Below are 20,933 nucleotides of genomic sequence, written 5' to 3'. Positions count from 1 at the left end.
GACAAGGGCGCCTATCTGACACACGGGTTCAACTACCCAAAGTCTGGTCGGCGTCACCCTGCCTGACCGTTGCCACCTCCACATTATCCGGCGATGGCGCGGTAGGTTCAATATACGAGGTCTGACATTCGCACACGGGCTCAACTGCTCCGCAGTTGAGCCCGTGTGCGAATGTCAGACCTGACACCCGTTTTTTTCAGACAGACGGTGCAGGATGGCGCAGTCGCGCGCTGGCAGGTCTTGGCCGCACAGGCCGCGGAGGTGGGTTAGTTGCTGTTGCAGCGTGCGCAGTTCGGCGATGCGCTGGCCGACTTGGGCGATGTGCTGGTCCAGCATGGCGTTGACGGTGCCGCAGCTCTGCTCCGGGGCGTCGCGCGCGGCGAGCAGGGTGCGGATGGCGTCCAGCGCTATCCCTAGCGCGCGGCAGTGGCGGATGAATTGCAGCCGCTCCAGGTGCTGCGGCCCGTATTGGCGGTAGTTGCTGGCGGTGCGCGCCGGCTTGGGCAGCAGCCCGGCACGTTCGTAGTAACGGATCGCTTCCGCCGTGTAGCCGGTTTGCCCGGCCAGTTCTCCGATTCTCATCGCTTGACCTTGTAGTTGCTTCAGGGTTTGTAATGGCGACTATACATCAAGGGAGGTTTCATGTCTGGTTGCTGTTCCGGCGGCTGTGCGCCCACCAAGCCGGTGGTGGACCGCCGTTATCGCCGCATTTTGTGGATTGCGCTGGTGCTTAACGCGCTGATGTTCTGCGTCGAACTGGCCGGCGGCCTGGGTGGCGATTCGGCCTCGCTGCTCGCCGATGCCGTCGATTTCCTCGGCGATGCCGGTAACTACGCGCTGTCGCTGATGGTGCTGGCCGCAGCCGCCTCCTCGCGCGCCCGCGTGGCGCTGGTCAAGGGCTGGACCATGGCGGCCTACGGCGCTTTCGTGCTGGCCAAGGTGGCGTGGGATGTGGCCACCGGCAGCGCGCCGCAACCACTTGTGATGGGGGCGATCGGCTTCCTGGCGCTGCTGGTCAACGGCGGCGTGGCGCTGCTGTTGTACGCCTATCGCGATGGCGACGCCAATATGCGCTCGGTGTGGCTGTGCACCAGAAATGACGCCATCGGCAACGCGGCGGTGATGCTGGCGGCGCTGGGCGTGTTCGGCGCGGGCCGCGCCTGGCCGGATCTGGCGGTGGCGCTGGTGATGGGCTTTCTGGCTGTCAGCGGCGCCTGGCAGGTGATCGGCCAGGCCCGGAGGGAGTTGCGGACGGCATAAACATTGTTGGATTTGGTGATTTTCGTAATTGCGTTGTTGAAAATGCAGAAGCACAATGCTGGCACATCTCCATTGAAAGAGAGGCTTATGAGACAGCTCGCAACCACGCCGGTATTCACCGCGCTCGCATCCGCTTTTGCGTTTTCCACTTCCGCTTTCGCCGCGCCTATCGCTACGCTCGACCGCGACGGCGCCTTCGTGTCGATCGAGGCGTATGGCCCGAATGTGGTCCATGTGACCATCGCGGTCGACAAGGACGAGGTGCTGAAAGGCCCCGGCTACGGCATTCTGCCGAAGAACGCCGATAACCAGGCGTTCCGCCACGCCCCCGGCAAGGATGGCGATGTGTTTACGTCTTCCGCCATGACGGTGCGCGTGAATCCGGCGCCGCCGCCATCGGTGCCGACACAGGGGCAGAAGTATTTCGCGCCGTCGCTGGCGCCGGTCGGCCTGCAGGTGCTCAATGCGCGGGGCGAACAGGTGGTCAGCCTGACCGGCTGGGAGATGTCGCCGCAAACCGTCAACACCGAGAAGACGTTCCAGGTCGGCGCCTCGTTTTCGGTGGCGCGCGATGAGCATTACTATGGCATGGGGCAGAATCAGGAGTCGCTGGGGCCTCTGGACCTGCGCGGCCGCGTCCTCGATTGCAAGCATTGGTACGATGCGCCGGCAGGGGAGAGCGTCTGCGTGCCGTTCATGGTGTCGTCCAAGGGCTATGGCATCGTCTGGGACAATCCGTCCGCGACCCGGTTTGTCGCCGGCGTCAACGGCCGCACCGGCTTCCAGTCGAACGTGGGCGAGCGTGTCAGCTTCTTCATCATCACCGGCGCCACGCCGGAAGAGATTTATTCGGGCTACGCGCGCGTGACCGGCAAGACGCCGATCCCGCCGAAGTCCGCCTTCGGCCTGATTCAGTCGAAGGCCCGCTACGACAGCCAGCAGGAGCTGATGCGCGTGGCGAAGACCTACCGCGAGAAGAAGTACCCGCTCGATATCATGGTGCTGGATTGGTTCTACTGGACCCGCATGGGCCAGATGGATATCGATCCGGCGCAATTCCCCGATCCGAAGGGCATGAACCAGCAGTTGCACGACATGGGCATGGAGTCGATCATCTCGATCTGGCCGCGCTATGAGACGTCGAGCCGCTACTTCAATGAACTCGATCACAAAGGCTATCTGCTGAAGGACAAGGATGGCAAGACCGTCGATGGCCTGCCGTTCCGCTCCGACCGCACCGGTGGCCTGATCGACGCCACCAATCCGGCCGCCCGCAAGTGGTTCTGGGAGAAGGCGCGCGACAATATCCTGTCGCAGGGCTTCGATTACCCGTGGCTGGACGAGACCGAGCCGGATCTGGTGCCGAGTGGCTTCTTCTATTCGATCGGCTCGGGCGACCGTTATCACAACCTGTTCCCGCTGCTGCATGTGGAGGGCGTGGCCGAGAACCTGCGCGCGTGGAAGCCGAACAAGCGGGTGCTGATCCTGTCGCGCGCCGCCTATCTGGGGTCGCAGCGCAGCGGCGCGCTGTTCTGGTCCTCGGACATCAAGCCGACCTGGGAAGCGTTGGCGCGCCAGGTGCCCACTGGCCTGAACATGACCGCCTCCGGCATCGCCTACTGGGGCAACGACATCGGCGGCTGGCAGAAACTGACGCAGGTGACGTCGGACGTCCAGCATCCGCTGCTCGATCCATCGGACGCGGTCAACGTGGTGGGCAATTACCGCGACTATCCGGAGCTGATGACGCGCTGGTTCCAGTTCGGGACCTTCCTGCCGACGCTGCGCCTGCACGGCGACCGCAAGGAGGGCGAGATCTGGTCTTTCGGCAAACAGGCGGAGGCGGTGATGGCGCGCTTTAACAAGCTGCGGTATGAGCTGATCCCCTACATCTACTCGCAGGCCAAGTACACCCATGATACCGGCGCGCCGTTCATGCGCCCTCTGTGGATGGACTTCGCCAGCGATCCGAATGTGGCCAATATCGGCACGCAGTACATGTTCGGCCCTGCCTTCCTGGTGGCGCCGGTCACGCAGCAGGGCCAGACCTCGAAGGACGTGTACCTGCCGGCCGGCGCAGACTGGTATAACTTCTGGACCAACGAGAAGTTGTCCGGCGGCCGCTGGGTGAAAGTCGCCGCGCCGATCGATCAGATTCCGCTGTTCGTGAAGGCCGGTTCGATTGTGCCGGTCGGCGCCGCGATCCAGTCCACCGCGACCAAACAGGCTATCGCCAGCATCAATGTCTATCCGGGCAAGAGCGGCGAGTTCCGCCTGTATGACGACGATGGCGTCAGCTACGATTATGAAAAGGGCAAGTCGACCGTCGCCGTCCTCAAATGGGACGACGCCGCCGGCAAGCTCAGTGGCGGCGGCGCCGCGCCGGTCAAGGTGATCGGCAGGTAGGCGCGCACATTTCACCAGTTTTCCTTTGGGCTCAAGTAAAATTCATGTACCAGAGCCCAGAGGATAACCATGCAGCCAAGTGTCGACGCCATTGAGGCAGAACGGTTCCGCCAATTCATTATGGGCGTGACCGACTATGCCATCTATATGCTGTCGCCGCAGGGCGTGGTGATCACGTGGAACGCCGGTGCGCAACGCTTCAAGGGCTACCACCCGGACGAGATCATCGGCCAGCATTTTTCCATCTTTTATACCGATGAAGACCGCGCCAACGTCCGCCCGGCAAAGGCGCTGGCGGTGGCGCGCGCCAGCGGCAAGTTCGAGGACGAGGGCTGGCGCGTGCGCAAGGACGGCAGCCGCTTCTGGGCCAATGTGGTGATCGATCCGATCGTCAATCCGGAGGGCGAGTTGCTCGGTTTCGCCAAGGTCACGCGGGACATCACCGAGCGGCGCGTAGCCGCCGAGCAGCTGGAACGCGCGCGCGAGCAGCTGTTCCAGTCGCAGAAGCTGGAAGCCCTCGGCAAACTGACCGGCGGCATCGCCCACGATTTCAACAACCTGCTCAGCGTGATCATGAACGGCCTGGAATTGCTGCGCATGGCGCGCGACCCGGCCATCGTCAGCCGATCCATCGACACCATGTCGCGCGCGGCCCAGCGTGGCGCGGCGCTGACGCAGCAACTGCTGGCCTTCGCCCGCCAGCAGCCCTTGCTGCTGGCGCCGCACGACGCTGCCCAAGTGATCCGCTCTTTCGAAACGGTGCTGCACCGCGCGCTGCCGGATGCCATGCGCCTGCATCTGCGACTTGACGACGGCCTGCCGCCGGCGCTGCTCGATCCGACGCAGTTCGAGTCGGCGCTGCTCAATCTCGTGGTCAACGCGCGCGACGCGATGGATGGCTGTGGCGATGTGCATCTGGGCCTGTCGGCGGTCACGTTGGCGGACGGTGAGGTGGCGCGCCTGCCTGCCGGCCGCTATGTGCGCATCGATGTGCGCGACGGCGGCATGGGCATGACGCCGGACACCATGGCGCGCGCCATCGAACCCTTTTTCACCACCAAGGAAGTCGGCAAGGGCACCGGCTTGGGACTGAGCCAGGTGTATGGCCTGATGCAGCAATGTGACGGCGCGTTGACGTTGGCGTCGCGCGTGGGCGAGGGCAGCACGGTGTCGCTGTACTTCCCGGCACTGGCGGCGAGCTTGCCGCCAGCGTGAAAGTCCTGCGGGGCCTTAAATGACTTGCTGATGATTGACCCCTGCGCCGGCGCCCAGTTCCGCGCCGGTCAGCGGTTCGGCGCCCGGATCGGACATGGTGCGCGCCGCCATGCGTTTCAGCAGTGCCTCCTCCGCCGTCGTCAGGCCGACCGAGGCCGAACCGTCGCCGCCGTCCACCGCGCATTGCGCGTCGCGGTCGCTGACGGTCTGCCAGTTGTCGTTGTTGTTCCACGGGCCGTGCAGCGCCGGCCCGCCCTGCGACAGATTGAAGTAGACGCTGGTGAACTCGGGCCGCCCGGCCATTTTCCCCGGCGGGAAGCTGGGCTGGATGGCGTACAGCGCCTTTTCAAACGATTTCTGGTGGGCGATTTCGCGCGTCATCAGGAAGCCCAGTGCCTCCTTGACGCCGGGATCGTCGGTCAGGTTGATCAGCCGTTCGTAGACGATCTTGGCGCGCGCCTCGGCGGCGATGTTGGAGCGCAGGTCGGCGGTCGGCTCGCCGATGGTGTCGATGTAGGCGGCGGTCCATCGCACGCCGCCGGAATTGGTCAGCGGCGCGCCGGCGCCGTACAGCAGCTGCGTCACATGGCTGTCGTTGCCGCCGCCGCTGATGGCGCGGTACAACTCGGCTTCCTGTTCCACGCCCTCGGCCAGCCGCCCCTTGGCGCCCTTGTTGAGCATGACCACGATATTGCCGATGACCTCCAGGTGGCTCAGCTCCTCGGTGGCGATATCGAGCAGCATGTCCTTGCGGCCGGCGTCCTCCTCGGCCAGCGCCTGGGTGAAGTAGCGCAGCGCCGCCGCCAGCTCGCCTTGCGGGCCGCCGAACTGCTCCAGCATCAGGTTGGCCAGGCCCGGATTGGTTTCGCTGACCCGCACGGTGTATTGCAGGCGTTTGTTATGAGCGAACATATGAGTCTCCTTAGATGGTTGTGACTTCATCTTAGGAGTCTTCGGCTGGGTTGCGTATCGGTGGTCCGCGCCCATTCCTGTAAGACCGCGCTGGCATCTTGTCACCAGCGGTTATGTAGAGCTTAACCGCTTTTATCGCTCGACAGTGGATGCAGCCGCTGGGCTTGCTGGTCTGGGGCGAGATGCCGTCCGCCTACGCCTTCAGCCCGCGCTCGATGACCCGTCTGGTGAAGGAGTGGACCGAGGCGATCGCGCGCGACTACAGCCATCTGTGCCTGATTGTGTGGGTGCCGTTCAACGAATCATGGGGCGTGCCCAATCTGACCTCGATGCAGGCGCGCCGCAAGGGCACACCTGGGGCTACTCGCGCGCCGGCGACGCGGCGGCCTATCTGGAGCGCTACCGCGCCTTGCTGCGGGTGGTGAACGAGACCATCATGTTCAGCGGTTTCTGTTACACGCAATTCGCCGACACCTATCAGGAGACCAACGGCCTGCTCAACGCCGACCGCTCGCCCAAGGTGCCGCTGGAGCAGATCAGCGCGGCCACCCGCAATGTGCCGCTCTGAGGTCTAAGCGTCGTCCGCTTCGAGGTTGTCGCGGATTTGCTGTAGCTGCGCCTGCAACTGACCGAGCTGATCCGCGCTCAAGCCCGCCAGCGCCATGGCGGCGGCTTGCGCGCCCAGATCGTTCAGGCTGTGGAACATCCGCGCGCCTTCCGGGCTCAGCGTCAGCCGGGTCACGCGGCGGTCCGCCTCGTCGGCCGTCGCCTCCAGCAACTGCTTGTCGCGCAAGCCCTTGAGCAGGCGCGCCAGCTGCGCCTTGTCGCGCCCCGAGTGCGCCACCAGATCGCCCTGGGTCGCGCCCGGATGGCGGGCAAAAAAGCCCAGCGCCTTGTACTCCATATGCGTCAGCTCGTGCGGCGTATCGCGCAGACCGCGCAACTGGCGCGCGCGGAACAAATGCATGATCGAATGGATCGTGTCGAACACCTGTTCGGATTGGTTGACTTTATTAACTTTGTTGCTCATAATGTGGACATTGTCAACTAATTCTGGAGCAGATGATGAGTGGACGGATACAACGTGTGCGGCACGAACTGAAACTGCGCGAACTGCAGGTGGTCAAGGTTGATCAATTGGCGCCGAACTACGTCAGCGTAACATTCAAAGGCGAGACCTTACACGATTTTGTCTCGGCTTCCTATGACGATCATGTGAAATTCTTCGTCGGCGACGAGGTGCGGCGCGATTTCACGCCGCGCGGCTACGACAACGCGGCCGGCGAGCTGACCATCGAATTCGCGCTGCACGCCACCGGCGCCGCCTCGGACTGGGCGCGTCAGGTCGCGCCGGGGCAGCGCGCCTCGATCGGCGGGCCGCGTGGCTCGATGGTCATTCCGATGGATTACGACTGGCTGGTGCTGGCCGGCGACGCCACCGCGCTGCCGGCCATCCGCCGCAGGCTGGAGGAACTGCCCGCCGGCGCCCAGGTACAAGTGCTGGTCTGTGGTGACGAGGCCGGCGCGTTGCCCTTCCGCAGCGAAGCGCAAGTAGTGCTGGAACGCTATGCCGACAGCGAAGCACTGCTGGCGGCGATCCGCGCGTTGCAACTGCCGGCCGGCGAAGGCTTCTTCTGGTTCGCCGGCGAAGCGGCCGCCGCCGCGCAAGTGCGTGACGCCGTCTTCACCGACAAAGGCCACCCGCGCGACGCCGCCCGCATCTCGGCATACTGGAAGCAGGGCGCTTCCGGCCACCACGAAGACCTGTGAGGAGCGGGCGCGGCACGCATCAGCCGATGCGCCATTCCGCATCATCATCTGCCGCGCGCCGCGCTGCTTGAGACACCCGCGAAGCGCGGGCTGAAGGGATCAGTTCAGAACTCTTCCCATTCCGGTTCTTTCTGGATCGATACCCCTGGGACCGGGCGTGGCGGGATGGCGGCGAGCGCCAGCGCCGCTGGCTTGGTGGCGGCGGCCTCGCGCGCCACCGGCGCGGACCTCGCCGGTGGCGCCACGCTGTCGTCGAGCTTGAACTTGCCGACCACCTTGGACAGTTGCGCCGCCTGTTCCTCCAGTGCGGCGGTGGCCGCCGCCTGCTCCACCAGCGCCGCGTTCTGCTGGGTGACGGAGTCCATTTCCGTGACGGCCTGGTTGATTTGCTCGATGCCCGCTTCCTGCTCGCGCCCGGCGGCGGTGATTTCGTTCATGATGTCGGTCACGCGCTCGATGCTGCTCACCACCTGTACCATGGTGGTGCCGGCGTTCGACACCAGGTCGTTTCCGATCTTGACCTTGTCGAGCGAGTCGCCGATCAGCACCTTGATTTCCTTGGCCGCGGCGGCCGAGCGTTGCGCCAGATTGCGCACTTCCGAGGCGACGACCGCGAAGCCGCGGCCCTGTTCCCCCGCGCGGGCCGCCTCGACGGCGGCGTTGAGCGCCAGGATATTGGTCTGGAAGGCGATGCCGTCGATCACGCCGATGATGTCGACGATCTTGTTGGACGAGGTGTTGATCGCCCCCATCGTGGTCACCACGTCGGCCACCACGGCGCCCCCTTTGCGGGCGATCTCGGTGGCCGATTGCGCCAGCTGGTTGGCCTGGCGGGCGTTCTCGCTGTTTTGCTTGACGGTCGAGGTCAGCTCCTCCATCGACGACGCCGTTTCCTCCAGTGCGCTGGCCTGTTGTTCGGTGCGCGACGACAGGTCCATATTGCCCTTGGCGATTTCGGTGCTGGCGGTGGCGATTTCGTTGGTGCCGGCGCGGACCTGGCCGACCATGGGCCGCAGGTTGCCGTTCATGTTCTTCAGTGCCTGCAGCAGCTTGCCGACCTCGTCGGTGCTGGTGACCTCGATTTGTTGGCTCAGGTCGCCGGCGGCCACGGCTTCGGCCAGCACTACGGCGCGGTTGACCGGGCGGGTGATCGAGCGCGCCGTCATGATGCCGATGATGATGGCGGTGATGCTGGCGAAGATGGTCAGCGTGATTGTGAAGATGATGGCCGCCTTGCCGTCCGCTGCCGCCTCGTCGCCATCGTTGCGCATCCGTTCCTGCTGGAAGTCGGCCATGGCCGCCAGCGCGCTGAAGAATTCAGTCTGCGGCGGGCGCAGCTCCTTCAGCAGGTAGGCGCCGGCCGCCGCCGTTTTGCCTTCCTGGACCATGGCCTTACGCCGGCTGCTCCAACGTGAGGGCCAGAACGGCAGCCTCGGTCGCTTCATCCACTCGGTTCTTGATGTTGGGCTTTTTGCGATTGTCGTCGATCAGGGCATCCACGTCGCCCGACTCAACGGCCGACTGGTAGCGGTAAAGGTATCTCGGGAAAATCCCATCACCTTGCAGGCACGGAACACGTTGCCGAGTTCGGCAGCCAAATTTAGCAGGCCGACCTTGTGTTTAATGGCGTTCTGAGGAAAACTACGCATGGGGCTACTCCTTGGCGCTTACGCGCTGGTTTAATAAAGATTCGCACCTCTATCAAACCGGGTAACCCCACCCTTGGCAAGGCCTTACTGTACGATCAGATCTGAACTACTACATGTCAATGCTGGCTTCGTGCACTCATAAAGGCCGCCTGGTCAGGTGACGATGCCGGCCCCGCCGGCATTACGCTCTCTGGGGGCACTGACCGACGCTGTCAGTGGCGCCGCTTGCTGCGCCTTGCGGCATGGTGGCGTACCTAGCAGCCAGAACGGTTTATCTTCAGAACTGTTCCCAGTCCGCCTCCCCTAAGGATGTCTTGATACCGGATAGTTTTTTATGGACATTTTCTCTACAGTGACTCCTGTATGCGCCTGCTTGAATGGAGTTCGGCTTGCGGCTGAGGCGCGCGTGTGACAGTCGAATGCGGTTGCCCCTTCTTAATCTGAAAAACGCTAACTACTTTTGCCAGCTTGCTAGCTTGTTCCTGAAGAGACGCCGACGCTCCTGCGGCCTCTTCAACTAAGGCGGCATTTTGCTGCGTCACACCGTCCATCTCTGTGATGGCTTGGTTTATCTGAGTGATTCCAGATTCTTGTTCGCCACTTGCTGAGGTAATCTCGCCAATTATGTCTGTTACGCGGCGGACACTCGCCACAACTTCTTCCATCGTGTTGCCTGCCTGCGCGACCAACTGGCTACCGACATTGACCTTTTGCACTGACTCGTCAATTAGCGACTTAATCTCCCTCGCGGCAGCCGACGAACGCTGCGCCAAATTACGCACTTCGGTCGCTACCACCGCAAAACCCCGCCCCTGCTCGCCGGCACGCGCCGCCTCAACAGCCGCGTTTAAGGCAAGGATATTAGTTTGGAAAGAAATTCCATCGATCACGCTAATTATTTCTACGATCTTTCGTGCTGACGCATCAATGGCGCCCATCGTTTCCACTACATCGGACACAACTTGACCACCCTTGACGGCGATATCAGAAGCCGAACCTGCCAGGGCATTGGCCTGGCGCGCGTTATCGGCATTTTGCTTTACAGTCGACGTCATTTCCTCCATCGAGGACGCGGTTTCCTCAAGCGCGCTCGCTTGCTGCTCGGTTCGAGACGACAAGTCCAAGTTTCCTGAAGCAATCTGGGTCGATCCGGTCGCAATCGCATCCGCCCCTTCTCGCACTTGCGCCACGATGTTGGTCAGGTTTGAGTTCATTTTCGACAATGCGCTAAGTAATTGTCCTATCTCGTCCTTGCCGCCCTCGCTCACGTGGGAAGTCAAATCCCCGGCAGCTACAGCTTCAGCCAGTTGGAGGGCTTTGCTGACCGGCTTTGTGATTGAGCGGGTAATCAACCATATCAATATGGCTCCTATAGCAACGCTAACGGCCAAAAGGACGATGACTAAAATTTTGGTTCTTGAATAAGTGTCCTGTGAAATGTTGTAGACTCGGTCCGCCTCCTTACTTTGAAACTCGACGTCGTTCTCAATTGCCGCATTCAGTGCTTTAAAGGCATCCAGCGAGGGGCCATTGTACAAAGCTCGCAATTCATCGTTAACGCCGTCCGTCGCGCGTGAAACTTTAAGCAAGTCTACTTGTGCCGCGTAGTAACGGGCCTCACAGCTGCGAATGGTATCCAGCAGCTTACGCTCGGCATCGGTATCTACCGTCTTCGCATAGCCATTTATAGCGGTCGTCGCTTTGGCTTTGCTTTCTTGAATGCGCTGTTCCCATTGGGTGAACTGCGCATCGGTGTTGGCCATGACGTGTTGTGCTTCCGCACGACGAATGCCATCAATTACTGCCCGATAATCGCCAAGCAAGCGGGTCGCCAGCAGCCAATTGGTGGCGATGTCTTTAGTTGCATCGTTAACAGTCGCTAGGCGGGTAATAGAAAATATGCCCAGGATCACAGTTAAGGCTAACACAGCGGCAAAGCCTGCAGTGAGACGAGTTCCAATCTTGAAATTTGATAAATTCATAGCGTTTCCAATTTTGAAAGTAACTTAAGGTCCAAGCCTTTTATTCGGACACACATACAATAGATATCAGCCCGGTGCAGCGCAGAGGTCAGCGACATATGTAACAGGTTATTGAGCGTCGGCGGGGGCAGGGCCGAGGGTGTATGCGTATGGCGAGCTCTTTGAAGCGCTGCTTGAACTCCCTCAGATCGAGGATTGGGAACTGAGATGATAAGAGCAAGATGAGAATGAAACTATTGTACTCCAGTGCAATAAAATTCGTCATTTTCGACTTTTTTTGTGGTTATTTGCCGTCACAAAGCGTAAGCGATGAGTGGTGAATGACCGCTGTAGGGGAGAGGCGTGTCAGCAAGAAGGATAACTTCGCGACCATCCCCCACCACCGCCGGGCGCGGCCAGCTCGACGTGGATTTTATCAACGGCATCAACGGCGACCTGGTCAATTTGTACCGCGTTGTGAAAAAACACCTGAAAGAAAATTAAGGACTTCTTCGTCTAGAAAACAGTTCCGCAACCCAGTAGTGGAACTTGCAGAATCAATAGGTTGCGCCGCCTATTTTGCTTTATCTTGCGGAATCAAATTAAGCGCAAGTTGCTAATCCTAAAGAAAAAGCTTGTAGACTGCTCAACTTCGATTGCTCTTTTGACAAAGTTCCATACCCCCTGTCGAGTGAAATAAACGAATTCAATGATTAAATCATATATTAATTTTCAATCGATTAAAAACCAATTTCAACGAATTTGGTAAAAATATTGATTTTTTGCGAGATGTGTTGCTCCGTGGATACGGCTTACTCGTCACGTGGCCTCATGCCACCCATCGACGCAGCACGTCGGCAAAGGCGGCGGCCGTGAATGGCTTGGCCAGGTAGTCGTCCGCGCCGGCCGCCAGGCAGCGCTGCCGCTCGCCCTCGACCGCGCTGGCGGTCAGCGCCACCACCGGTGTGCGGGCGCGACCGTGCGCGGCTTCCCAGGCGCGGAAGCGCCGGGTGGCTTCGTAACCGTCCATGACCGGCATCATGCAGTCCATCAGCACCATCGCGTAAGGCTGGTTTTCCAGGGCCGCCAGCGCTTGCGCGCCGTCGTGCGCTTCGTCGACAGCCCAGCCCAGCCTGTCGAGCAGGAGGCGCGCCAGTTGGCGATTCATTTCCATGTCTTCCACCAGCAGCACCCGTTTGACCTGCGGCTGGGGCGCGGCGGCCGCCGGCACCGGCGCCGGCGCGCTGATGTAGCGCGTCGGCACCTCGAAGCTAAAGGTGGCGCCGGCGCCGGGCGCGCTATCGCAGTGAATTCGCCCCCCCATCAGTGTGACCAGGCGTTGACAGACTGCCAGGCCGAGCCCGGTGCCGCCGCCGGTCCGATGGCCGCCCGGTTCATCCCGGCTGAACGGTTCGAACAGCCGGCGCCGGGCCTGCTCGCTGACGCCGGTGCCGGTGTCACGCACGCTGTAGCGCAGCAGCCATTGGTCGCCATGGGGGACGGTGCTCAAGCCCAGTTCGATATCGCCGGCGGTGGTGAACTTGATGGCATTACTGAGCAAGTTGTCCAGCACTTGCCGCAGGCGCAGCGGATCGCCTTCGATCATGCCCGGCGGCACCGCGAACTGGCGACGGATCGACAAGCCTTTATGCGCGGCCGACAATTGGTGCGCCGCCAGCGCCTGCTCGGCCAATTGCACCGGGTCCAGCGGCTGGCGCGCGATGGACATGTGACTGGATTCGATGGCCGAGAAGTCCAGCACGTTGTTGAGGATGCCGCACAGTGCCAGCGCGCCTTGCTGGACGTCGCCGGCATGGCGACGCTGGGTTGGGTCCAGCGCCGTCTCCAGCAGCAGTCCGGACTTGTCGAGCACGGCGTTCATGGGCGCGCGTGTCGCGTCGCTCATCAGGGCAAGCAAGCGCGACTTGGCCTGGCTGTCCCGTTCCGCCTGCGCTTGCCGTGTCAGCGCCTGCCCGGCGTCGCGCTCGCGCTGGCGCAGCCGACGAGTGAGCAGGCCGAATACGGCCAGCATGCCGAGCGCGCTCACTGTCGCCACCGCCCCCAGCAGGCGCAGACCCGGCCACCAGCCGGCCAGCAGCGCCGTTTGCTCAACTGTGGCGGTGATCGCCAGCGGGTAGTCGCGCACCGCGCGCATCGCGGTCATGTGGTGTCCGGCTCCCGACAGTGTCACAGTGTGCAATTTGCCGCCGGTGAGCGCCGTCTGGGGCGCTTCTTCCTGGCGACGGGGGCTGGTGTCGCCGGCTTGCCGGGGCCAGCGTGCCAGCAGCGTAAAGTCGCCGCGGTAGAGCGACAGCGAGGCCTGGCCTCCCGGACTGGCACTGCGCAACAGGTCGGCGAAGAAATCGCACGGCATTTCCACCAGCACCACGCCGGCGAAGCGGCCGTGCGCATCATCCAGGCGCCGGCTGACATAAAACACCCAGCGGCCATCGTTGCGGCTGCGCGCCGGGGCGCTGACGTAGGGGCGGCCGGCGGCGTGGTCGCGGTGATAGCTGAAGTATTCGCGGTCACCCAGCCTGAGTGGCGCCGCCGGGTGGACGCCGCTGTCGTTGACCACGGCGCCCTCGGCGTTCACGATGGTCGCCTGCGAGATTTGCGGCAGCATACTGATCTGGTCACGCATGGTGCGATAGACCTGGGCGCTGGCCAGCTCCGCCGGCGTGCTGGCATGGGCGATGCCGTTCAGGCTGTCGAGCAGCAGGTCGCTGGCGTTGATGTCGCGTGCCACTTCTTCCGCCAGTATCTGGGTCAGATCGTCCAGGCGTTGCCGCCAGTCCTCCAGCGCGTGCTGACGCAGCAGCCAGGCCGAGACGGCGATGGTGATCGCCAGCAGGGACAACAGCGCGGCACAGGCCAGCACCGTGGCCGCGCGCGACGTCAGTCGCGGCCGGCTGGCCGTTGTCGTGCCGTCAGGCTTGGATGGCGTCATCGTCAACGCTGGCGGTCACTTCCGCCAGCACTTGATCGAACAGTTGGTCGAGATCATGGACGTCGGCCGGCGTTTGCGCGTGCGCCGCCAACTCCAGTGCCTGGAGCCTCGCCGACAGGCGCGCGGCGCCGACCAGCGTGGTCATGCCCTTGAGCGCGTGGCTGTGGCGGCCGATGGCCGCGTGGTCGTGCCGCCGCAGCGCCTCCGCCAGTTGGCGGAACAACTCCGGCGCGCGTGTCATGAAGGTCTGCGACAGTGCACGGAACGTGTCGTGATCGCCGGCCAGCCGCATCAGCACAGCAGGGTCGATCGCATGGTAGGTGGCGGTGCTCATGGCTCAGGCCTCTTCGCTCAGAATGATGGCGCCGGCGGGCTGCTGCAGGCGCAGATAGGGAAGGGAAACGGTGAAGCTGGTGCCGTCCGGTCCGCTGCTTTCCAGCGCCAGTTGGCCGCCCATCAGCTGCGTCAGGCGGAAGGCGATGGCCAGGCCCAGGCCCGCGCCGCCATGCCCGCGGCTGGCGCTGTCGTCGGCCAGCGTGAATTGCTGAAACAGGCGCTGGCGCACCGCCGGCGGCAGGCCCGGGCCGGTATCGTGGACGCGGAATAACAGCCAGTCCTGGCTCGACTGCAATTGTAGTTGCACGCTGCCCAACGATGTGGCGGCCACGGCGTTACGCAGCAGCATGTCGAGCACGCGTAACAGTTTGGCGCGGTCGCAAATGTAGTGGGGCGGTAGCCCCGGTTCCAGCTGAAGCGCTAGGCGCAGCCCTTTCGCTTCGGCCTCGGCGCGCAGCCCGGCGACGGCGCACTGCGCCAGTTCGTCGAGCGGTTCCCGGCGCAGGTCCACGGTCGCGTGGCCAGACTCCAGGCCGCTGAGTTCCAGCACCGCCTCGACCAATCCGAGCAGGCGCGTGCCGGAGGCATGGATGCGGCTGGCGAAGTGGCCCTGGCGGCTGTCGCCCAATTCGGCCTGCAGCAGTTCGGCGTAGCCCAGCACGCCGTCGAGCGGCGTGCGCAACTCATGGGACATATTGGCCAGGAAGCGCGACTTGGCGAGGTTGGCCGCGCAAGCCTGCTCGCGGCTGACAATCAGGCGACCCATCAGCATGCTCAGGCCCACCGTCATGGCCAGCAGCGCGACGCTGGCCAGGCCCGCCAGCGTCAGGCTCATGCGTTCATGCTCGACCAGCGGCGCCATGACCTCCCGCTGGTCCAGCCCCACCAGCGCCCGCAGTGGCAATCCAGGCATGGGGGCCATCGCGTAGTAGCGCTTGCGGCCGTCGATCGGGCCGGCGTACAGACCGGTCCGGATCGTGCCTCCTTGCATGGCGGCAAACACCGTGCTGTGGCGAATGTCCTGCCCCAGGCTGTCGGTGTCGCCCACCCGGCGCGCCCGCACAATGCCGTCGTCGCCGATCAGCGCCACCGAGCCATGCTCGCCGACGTCCACCGCGCCGTACAGGTGGGTGAAGTACAAGGGGTCGAGCGAGACCACCACCACGCCGCCAAAGCTGCCGTCAGTGAGGGTGATGCGGCGCGAGATTTGCAGCGACCACTTGCCCGACACCCGCCCCCGCACCGGCGGCGAAACATGCAACAGATCGCCGCCGCCGGCGAGATGGACGCGGAAGTGCGGCCGGTCGGCCAGGTTGGTCGGTTTGAATGGCTGGCTGGACAGCACCACGTCGCCATTGGGCGCGATGATGCTGAACAGGTTGTACAGGGTGCCGGCACCCAGGCTGCTTTTGAGTTCCTCGCTGACATTCAGCCCGCGGCCTTCGGCCACATAGCGCTGGCGCAGGAACAGCGCGGCCTGGTCCGCCGCCAGCACGGTGCGCGCGGCGTGCTCGCTGAACAGGCGCCCGAGGTCGCGGCTTTGGCGCTCGGCGGCGGCGATCGTCTGGCGCTTGTCATTGTCCAGTTGCCACAGCGTGCCGCCCCAGATGCCGGCCAACAGCAGCAGCGCGCACAAGGCGAGTGCCCAGCGGATATCCCGAGGTTTTTGTACCGACTGCCACATGGTGTCCTCCCCGGCCTGGCCGTCGTCCGGAATGGGCGGCGCGCTGGCGGTCTGTCCGATACAGCATGCTTCAAATGTAAATAATTGTCAAATTCAATTAATTCGTTGAATTTAGTTGCGATCACGTTCCTGCTGCGCGCAGCAGGCCCGCAGATAGCCGCGCAATTCATCATAGTTGACCGGCTTGTGAAAGAACACCACGCCGCGCGGGACGCCGCCGCGTGCCTGCAACGCTGTCTGTTCCAGTCCCGACAGGATGGCGATATGCATTGGCCTTAGCTGACGGTCGGCCAGGATGGTATTAATCAATTCGTAGCCGTCGATGCCTTCCATCATCACATCGACCAGCAGGATATCCGGCTGGCGGCGCGCGATTTCCAGCAGCGCCTGGTAACCGTTCTCGCAGAATGAGAGACTGGCGGGCAGCGTCCAGCCACCGATGTGCTTCTCGTAAAGCTGGCGTTGCATCGGGTTGTCCTCGACGATCAGGATGCTGGTGCCGGCGCCGGGCGCGGCGACCGGGCGCGGCGCCGGCGTCACCCCGTCGAGCGCCGGTTGTGCCTTGTAGGCCATGACCGCCGCCAGCGGAATGCGGCGGTGTCCGCCCTTGGTCTTCCACGCCTCGATCTGTCCGGCCTCGACCAGTTGCTGCACGGTCGAAACAGAAATCCCCAGCAGTTCGGCGGCGCGCTGGGTGGTACAGACTTCTTCGGTTTGCATTGCACTTTTCATGGTGGTTGATGTTACCAATACACGACAATGGAATTAATTTTACCAAAAATAATAAATTTTAGTAAAAAATGCGGCATAATTGATTTCCATGGGGAAATAATTGGATAACACACATTATGCCGTTGAATGCGGTCAGCGCCTAGAGCCAACAGAAAGGAACCGCCGTGCAAGTATTAGTCATTGACGACAACGAGATGAATCGGGAGCTGTTTTGCCACATGCTGAGCATGCTGGACGTGGCCCATCCCGTCCCCATGGCCGACGCCGCCGAGGCCTTGGACTGGTGCGCCTGTCACACGCCGGATCTGGTGGTGGTCGATTACCGGATGCCCGGCGTCGATGGTCTGGAGTTCCTGCGCCGCTTCCGCGCGCTGACGGGCATGGCTGGGGTGCCGGTAGTGATGGTGACGGCCGATAGTGAGGAGACCTTGTGCCACGAGGCGCTGCGTCTGAGCGCCAACGATTTTCTGACCAAGCCGGTCAACAACGTCGAATTCAATGCCCGGATCGGCAATCTGCTGGCCTTGCGCCAAGCGCAGCAGCAACTGGCCGCCCGCGCCGAAGCGCTGGCGGTGGCGGTGCGCAAGGCCACGGCGGCGGTGGTGGCGCGCGAACACGAGGCCATCGACAGGCTGTCGCGGACGGCGGAATTTCGCGACAATGACACCGGCTGCCATTTGTCGCGCATGGCCGCCTACGCTTACCTGATCGCGCGCCGCCTCGGCCTGGCGCAAACCGAATGCGAGCTGATACGCGACGCCGCGCCGATGCATGACATTGGCAAAGTCGGGATTCCCGATGCGATACTGCGCAAGCCCGGCGCCTTGTCGGCCGGGGAGCGCGAAGTCATCGAACGGCATCCGCAAATCGGCGCCGAGATCCTGGCCGGCAGTGAATCGCCGCTGTTGCAGGCTGGCGCGGTGATCGCCCTCAGCCACCATGAGCGCTACGACGGACGCGGCTACCCGCATGGGCTGGCCGGCGCGGCGATTCCGCTGTACGGTCGCATCGTCGCCGTGGCCGACGTGTTCGACGCGCTGACCACGGCGCGCCCATACAAGGGCGCCTGGGCGCTGGGACGGGCGCTGGATCATCTGCGGACGCAGAGCGGTGGGCATTTCGACCCCGCCTGCGTTGACGCGCTGTTGGGCGACATGGACGCGCTGCGCCAGATCCAGCGGCGTTTTCAGTCAGAGTGCGGCGCATTAGGGAGCGTGGCATGAGCCGCCGGTCGCACCACACTGGTGGCGCCGGGCTGGCGCACTGCCTGCTGGACGAGGTGATCGCGCGCTGGCGCCTGAGGAACGATGCGGAACTTAGCCGGCTGTTGCGGCTGGCGCCGTCGAGCATCAGCAAGATCCGTCACCGGCACGCGCCGCTGACGGCGGAAGTGATGTTGCGCATCCACGAGGCGTTCGATATTCCGATCGCCGAGCTGAAGCGTCTGCAGGCGCGCCAGCACCTGCTGGACCACGCTGCGCCCCTTGATGCGCGAGAGTACCGATAGCGAACCGCCAGGGGTGGCGCCGATGCAACAGTCGCCGCCGGGGACGGCGGAAATCAGGCGCCGAACGGGGCGGTGGTGCTATCGTGAAGACTCTTGATGGATTGCAATATGCCTGATTCCCAACGTTCCCGTCGGCTGATCGCCGCCACCGGCGCCGCCTTGCTGAGCACCATCGCTTGCGCGCTGGGCATTGCCTTGCAGCAGGTGCACGACAGCGAGATCGCCGAGTGGCGCGACCAACTCGACGGTACCGCCTTGTTGTTGGCGGAGCAGACCGCGCACGAAATGGGGGCGGCCGACCTGATGCTGGACGGCATGTTGGAACGGATTCAGCTGCTTGGCGTGCACGACAGCGCCAGCCTGCGGGCTCAGCTCAGCGACGAAGTCGAGTTCCAGCGCTTGCAGGACCGCAAGCGGGTGCTGCCGCAAATTGATGTCGCCACCGTGGTGGCGGCGGACGGCCAGGTGATCAACTTCACCCGCAGCTATCCGGCGCCGCCGATCAACCTGGCCGACCGCGACTATTTTAAAGCGCACCGCGACCATCCGACACTGGGGCTGTATGTCAGCCAGCCGGTGCGCAACAAAGGCAACGGCAGCTGGACCTTTTACTTGTCGCGCCGTATCAACGGGGTGGACGGCGGTTTTCTCGGTGTGGTGCTGGTCGGCGTTGGCAGCCGGCAGATCAGCGACTTCTATGGCAAGATCAAGCTGAGCGACGGCTCCGCCGTGACGCTCTACCGGCGCGACTTCACGCTGCTGGCGCGCTGGCCGCACCAGGACGAGGTCATGGGGAAGATCAACCGCGGCGGCAGCAGCTATGAGGTGATTGAGCGGCAGCGGCGCGAGGCCGGCACCGCCGTGGTGCGCACGCCGCGTCTGGCCGACAACGGCCGGCTGGTCACGCGCATGGGGGCGGCGCGGCTGATCCCGAACTACCCGATGATTATTAATGTAAGCGTGCCGGAGGCGGTGTTCCTGGCGCAGTGGTACCTCTTCGCCTGGCAGTTGAGCATGGTGGGGCTGGTGTGTAGCGTGGCGGTGCTGGCGGCCTGCGTGATCGTGCTGCGCGCCATGCGCCGACGGGACAGCGCGGTACGGGAGCAACGCGCCCTCAAGGCCGAGGCCGATGCCGCCAGCCGCGCCAAGTCGGCCTTCCTGGCGATGATGAGCCACGAGATCCGCACCCCGCTCACGGCCGTCATCGGTTTTGCCGAACAGCTGGAGCATGCCGACCGCGGCGAGACGGCCGAGCTGGGACGCATTATTGTGCGCAACAGCCAGCACCTGCTGTCGCTGATCAACGATATCCTGGATATCTCCAAGGTCGAATCCGGCAAATTGGTGTTGGAGCATGTACCGTTCTCGCCCGACGAGGCACTGGCGGCGGTCAGCGCGTTGATGCGCGGCGCGGCCAGCGTGCGCGGTGTCGATTACCGCGCCGTCACCCATGGCGCGATGCCGGCGGCGGTGCGGGGTGATCCGACCCGCTGGCGCCAGATCTTGCTCAACCTGGTGTCGAACGCCATCAAGTTCACCGAGCGCGGCACGGTGGACGTGTCGCTGTGGTACCAGGACGACGCGCAGTTGCTTTGCTGCCAGGTGCGCGACACCGGCATCGGCATGAGCGACCAGCAGCTGGCTGGCCTGTTCGCACCGTTTGTCCAGGCCGACAGCAGCGTTACGCGGCGATTCGGCGGTTCCGGTTTGGGCCTGTATCTGGTGCGGCAGTTGGCCACGGCCATGGGCGGCGAGGTGCGGGCCGAAAGTGCGCTGGGGCAGGGCACCTGCATGACGGTGACGGTGCGCGCGTTGCCGGCGGCGGCGCTGCCCTCAGTGGCCGAGGTGGATGACAGCGGGCCGGTGGTCGGCCGCGTGCTGGTGGTCGAGGACGGTGCCGACAACCGCCTGCTGGTGCGTTCTTTGCTGGAGAAGATGGGCGCCGAGGTGCGGTGCGCGCAGGATGGCGAACAGGGTGTGGCCGACGCGCTGGCGCAGGCGCCGGACCTGGTGTTAATGGATATCCAAATGCCGGTGCTGGACGGCGTCAGCGCCACCCGGCGTCTGCGCGAGGCGGGGTTTACGCGACCGGTGGTGGCGCTCACCGCCAATGTGCTGGCCGACGACCATGCGCGCTATCTTGCCGCGGGTTTCAGCGATTGCCTGGCCAAGCCGATCGAGCGCCACGCCTTCCAGCAGGTGGTGCGGCGCTACCTGGGCTGCGCCGGGACGGACATCGGCTTTGCCGATCTGCCGGAGTTTGCGCCGTTGCGCCACGCCTTCAAAACCGGCATCGTCGATCGCGTGGAGCGGATCGGCGCGGCGCTGGCGCGCGGCGAGGTCCAGGCGGTCTTCATGGAAGCGCACGCGATCAAGGGCGCGGCGGCGACTTTCGGCTGCCCCGCCACAGGCGCGTGCGCGGCCCGGTTGGAGTCCGCCTGCCACCAGGACGACATGCCCGCGCAGGCTTCGGCGCTGACGGCGTTGCGTGAGGCCGCCGCGCGTGACGCCGGCACGGCGGCGCAGCTGGCGCCGGCGCCGTGAGCGCGGC

17 protein-coding genes and 1 pseudogene are annotated in these 20,933 nt (G+C 63.7%); 8 read left to right on the top strand and 10 right to left on the bottom strand.

The window, feature by feature from the left end:
• Nucleotides 1-174 precede the first annotated feature (174 nt).
• A complete protein-coding gene (cadR, locus tag GTP44_RS12395) occupies nucleotides 175-582 on the bottom strand; it encodes a Cd(II)/Pb(II)-responsive transcriptional regulator (RefSeq protein ID WP_161019677.1) in 408 nt (135 codons plus the stop codon).
• Nucleotides 583-642: 60 nt separating this feature from the next.
• Between cadR and GTP44_RS12390 the strand changes: the two genes are divergently transcribed.
• From GTP44_RS12390 to GTP44_RS12380, 3 genes are all read left to right on the top strand, one after another.
• Entirely contained in the window at nucleotides 643-1,260 is a 618-nt protein-coding gene (locus GTP44_RS12390; protein WP_161019676.1) for a cation efflux transmembrane domain-containing protein, read from the top strand.
• Nucleotides 1,261-1,347: 87 nt separating this feature from the next.
• Nucleotides 1,348-3,666, top strand: coding sequence for a glycoside hydrolase family 31 protein (locus GTP44_RS12385; protein ID WP_161019675.1), 2,319 nt, complete (start codon nucleotides 1,348-1,350; stop codon nucleotides 3,664-3,666).
• Nucleotides 3,667-3,735: 69 nt separating this feature from the next.
• A complete protein-coding gene (locus GTP44_RS12380; RefSeq protein WP_161019674.1) occupies nucleotides 3,736-4,881 on the top strand; it encodes a PAS domain-containing hybrid sensor histidine kinase/response regulator family protein in 1,146 nt (381 codons plus the stop codon).
• Nucleotides 4,882-4,896: 15 nt separating this feature from the next.
• Here the strand turns inward: GTP44_RS12380 and GTP44_RS12375 are convergent, their stop codons facing one another.
• Nucleotides 4,897-5,793, bottom strand: a complete 897-nt coding sequence (locus tag GTP44_RS12375; RefSeq protein WP_161019673.1) for a manganese catalase family protein — start codon at nucleotides 5,791-5,793, stop codon at nucleotides 4,897-4,899.
• A 304-nt stretch (nucleotides 5,794-6,097) separates the two neighbouring features.
• Here GTP44_RS12375 and GTP44_RS27495 point away from each other — a divergent pair, with 304 nt between their 5' ends.
• Nucleotides 6,098-6,361: a hypothetical protein gene (locus GTP44_RS27495; protein ID WP_229256301.1), complete on the top strand. Its 264-nt coding sequence runs from the start codon at nucleotides 6,098-6,100 to the stop codon at nucleotides 6,359-6,361.
• A gap of 3 nt (nucleotides 6,362-6,364) precedes the next feature.
• Here GTP44_RS27495 and GTP44_RS12365 read toward each other — a convergent pair whose 3' ends face one another.
• The gene (locus tag GTP44_RS12365) at nucleotides 6,365-6,823 is read right to left on the bottom strand and encodes a MarR family winged helix-turn-helix transcriptional regulator (protein ID WP_161019672.1); all 459 of its coding nucleotides are present in this window, start codon (nucleotides 6,821-6,823) and stop codon (nucleotides 6,365-6,367) included.
• 35 nt (nucleotides 6,824-6,858) lie between these two features.
• Here GTP44_RS12365 and GTP44_RS12360 point away from each other — a divergent pair, with 35 nt between their 5' ends.
• On the top strand, nucleotides 6,859-7,563 hold the full coding sequence (locus GTP44_RS12360) for a siderophore-interacting protein (protein WP_229256888.1): 705 nt from the start codon (nucleotides 6,859-6,861) through the stop codon (nucleotides 7,561-7,563).
• Nucleotides 7,564-7,667: 104 nt separating this feature from the next.
• On the opposite strand, the gene GTP44_RS12355 is transcribed toward GTP44_RS12360, so the two are convergent.
• The 7 genes and pseudogenes from GTP44_RS12355 to GTP44_RS12325 all read right to left on the bottom strand — a co-directional run bounded on the left by GTP44_RS12355 (nucleotide 7,668) and on the right by GTP44_RS12325 (nucleotide 16,875).
• On the bottom strand, nucleotides 7,668-8,951 hold the full coding sequence (locus GTP44_RS12355) for a methyl-accepting chemotaxis protein (RefSeq protein WP_308494340.1): 1,284 nt from the start codon (nucleotides 8,949-8,951) through the stop codon (nucleotides 7,668-7,670).
• Nucleotides 8,952-8,958: 7 nt separating this feature from the next.
• Nucleotides 8,959-9,212, bottom strand: a pseudogene (locus GTP44_RS12350) (helix-turn-helix domain-containing protein); the annotation flags it as partial.
• A gap of 347 nt (nucleotides 9,213-9,559) precedes the next feature.
• The gene (locus GTP44_RS12345; protein WP_161019669.1) at nucleotides 9,560-11,194 is read right to left on the bottom strand and encodes a methyl-accepting chemotaxis protein; all 1,635 of its coding nucleotides are present in this window, start codon (nucleotides 11,192-11,194) and stop codon (nucleotides 9,560-9,562) included.
• Between the two features lie 808 nt (nucleotides 11,195-12,002).
• Nucleotides 12,003-14,123, bottom strand: coding sequence for a hybrid sensor histidine kinase/response regulator (locus tag GTP44_RS12340; protein ID WP_161019668.1), 2,121 nt, complete (start codon nucleotides 14,121-14,123; stop codon nucleotides 12,003-12,005).
• Nucleotides 14,104-14,457, bottom strand: a complete 354-nt coding sequence (locus GTP44_RS12335; RefSeq protein ID WP_161019667.1) for an Hpt domain-containing protein — start codon at nucleotides 14,455-14,457, stop codon at nucleotides 14,104-14,106. Before GTP44_RS12335 ends, GTP44_RS12340 begins: the two co-directional genes overlap by 20 nt.
• Nucleotides 14,458-14,460: 3 nt before the next feature.
• A complete protein-coding gene (locus GTP44_RS12330) occupies nucleotides 14,461-16,143 on the bottom strand; it encodes a cache domain-containing sensor histidine kinase (RefSeq protein WP_161019666.1) in 1,683 nt (560 codons plus the stop codon).
• Between the two features lie 111 nt (nucleotides 16,144-16,254).
• Nucleotides 16,255-16,875, bottom strand: coding sequence for an excisionase family DNA-binding protein (locus GTP44_RS12325; protein ID WP_161019665.1), 621 nt, complete (start codon nucleotides 16,873-16,875; stop codon nucleotides 16,255-16,257).
• Nucleotides 16,876-17,039: 164 nt separating this feature from the next.
• Between GTP44_RS12325 and GTP44_RS28205 the strand changes: the two genes are divergently transcribed.
• From GTP44_RS28205 to GTP44_RS12310, 3 genes are all read left to right on the top strand, one after another.
• Complete coding sequence (locus tag GTP44_RS28205; RefSeq protein WP_161019664.1) at nucleotides 17,040-18,098, top strand: response regulator; 1,059 nt, start codon at nucleotides 17,040-17,042, stop codon at nucleotides 18,096-18,098.
• Nucleotides 18,095-18,382 carry a helix-turn-helix domain-containing protein gene (locus tag GTP44_RS12315; RefSeq protein WP_161019663.1) on the top strand — a complete coding sequence of 96 codons (288 nt, stop codon included), beginning with the start codon at nucleotides 18,095-18,097 and terminating at the stop codon, nucleotides 18,380-18,382. The genes GTP44_RS28205 and GTP44_RS12315 overlap by 4 nt, the downstream gene beginning before the upstream one ends.
• Before the next feature lie 108 nt (nucleotides 18,383-18,490).
• Entirely contained in the window at nucleotides 18,491-20,926 is a 2,436-nt protein-coding gene (locus GTP44_RS12310) for a hybrid sensor histidine kinase/response regulator (protein WP_161019662.1), read from the top strand.
• The last annotated feature ends 7 nt before the right edge of the window (nucleotides 20,927-20,933 follow it).

The sequence above is a fragment of the Duganella lactea genome (genome assembly GCF_009857505.1).
Taxonomy (GTDB): domain Bacteria; phylum Pseudomonadota; class Gammaproteobacteria; order Burkholderiales; family Burkholderiaceae_D; genus Rugamonas; species Rugamonas lactea.
The sequence above is the reverse complement of the archived record's forward strand: the minus strand, read 5'-3'. Positions and strand labels throughout refer to the sequence as shown.

What these genes read in the sequence shown, in the direction of transcription:
- cadR (WP_161019677.1), bottom strand. Translation starts at nt 582, where the DNA reads ATGAGAATCGGAGAACTGGCCGGGCAAACCGGCTACACGGCGGAAGCG.
- GTP44_RS12390 (WP_161019676.1), top strand. Translation starts at nt 643, where the DNA reads ATGTCTGGTTGCTGTTCCGGCGGCTGTGCGCCCACCAAGCCGGTGGTG.
- GTP44_RS12385 (WP_161019675.1), top strand. Translation starts at nt 1,348, where the DNA reads ATGAGACAGCTCGCAACCACGCCGGTATTCACCGCGCTCGCATCCGCT.
- GTP44_RS12380 (WP_161019674.1), top strand. Translation starts at nt 3,736, where the DNA reads ATGCAGCCAAGTGTCGACGCCATTGAGGCAGAACGGTTCCGCCAATTC.
- GTP44_RS12375 (WP_161019673.1), bottom strand. Translation starts at nt 5,793, where the DNA reads ATGTTCGCTCATAACAAACGCCTGCAATACACCGTGCGGGTCAGCGAA.
- GTP44_RS27495 (WP_229256301.1), top strand. Translation starts at nt 6,098, where the DNA reads ATGGGGCGTGCCCAATCTGACCTCGATGCAGGCGCGCCGCAAGGGCAC.
- GTP44_RS12365 (WP_161019672.1), bottom strand. Translation starts at nt 6,823, where the DNA reads ATGAGCAACAAAGTTAATAAAGTCAACCAATCCGAACAGGTGTTCGAC.
- GTP44_RS12360 (WP_229256888.1), top strand. Translation starts at nt 6,859, where the DNA reads ATGAGTGGACGGATACAACGTGTGCGGCACGAACTGAAACTGCGCGAA.
- GTP44_RS12355 (WP_308494340.1), bottom strand. Translation starts at nt 8,951, where the DNA reads ATGGTCCAGGAAGGCAAAACGGCGGCGGCCGGCGCCTACCTGCTGAAG.
- GTP44_RS12345 (WP_161019669.1), bottom strand. Translation starts at nt 11,194, where the DNA reads ATGAATTTATCAAATTTCAAGATTGGAACTCGTCTCACTGCAGGCTTT.
- GTP44_RS12340 (WP_161019668.1), bottom strand. Translation starts at nt 14,123, where the DNA reads ATGACGCCATCCAAGCCTGACGGCACGACAACGGCCAGCCGGCCGCGA.
- GTP44_RS12335 (WP_161019667.1), bottom strand. Translation starts at nt 14,457, where the DNA reads ATGAGCACCGCCACCTACCATGCGATCGACCCTGCTGTGCTGATGCGG.
- GTP44_RS12330 (WP_161019666.1), bottom strand. Translation starts at nt 16,143, where the DNA reads ATGTGGCAGTCGGTACAAAAACCTCGGGATATCCGCTGGGCACTCGCC.
- GTP44_RS12325 (WP_161019665.1), bottom strand. Translation starts at nt 16,875, where the DNA reads ATGAAAAGTGCAATGCAAACCGAAGAAGTCTGTACCACCCAGCGCGCC.
- GTP44_RS12315 (WP_161019663.1), top strand. Translation starts at nt 18,095, where the DNA reads ATGAGCCGCCGGTCGCACCACACTGGTGGCGCCGGGCTGGCGCACTGC.
- GTP44_RS12310 (WP_161019662.1), top strand. Translation starts at nt 18,491, where the DNA reads ATGCCTGATTCCCAACGTTCCCGTCGGCTGATCGCCGCCACCGGCGCC.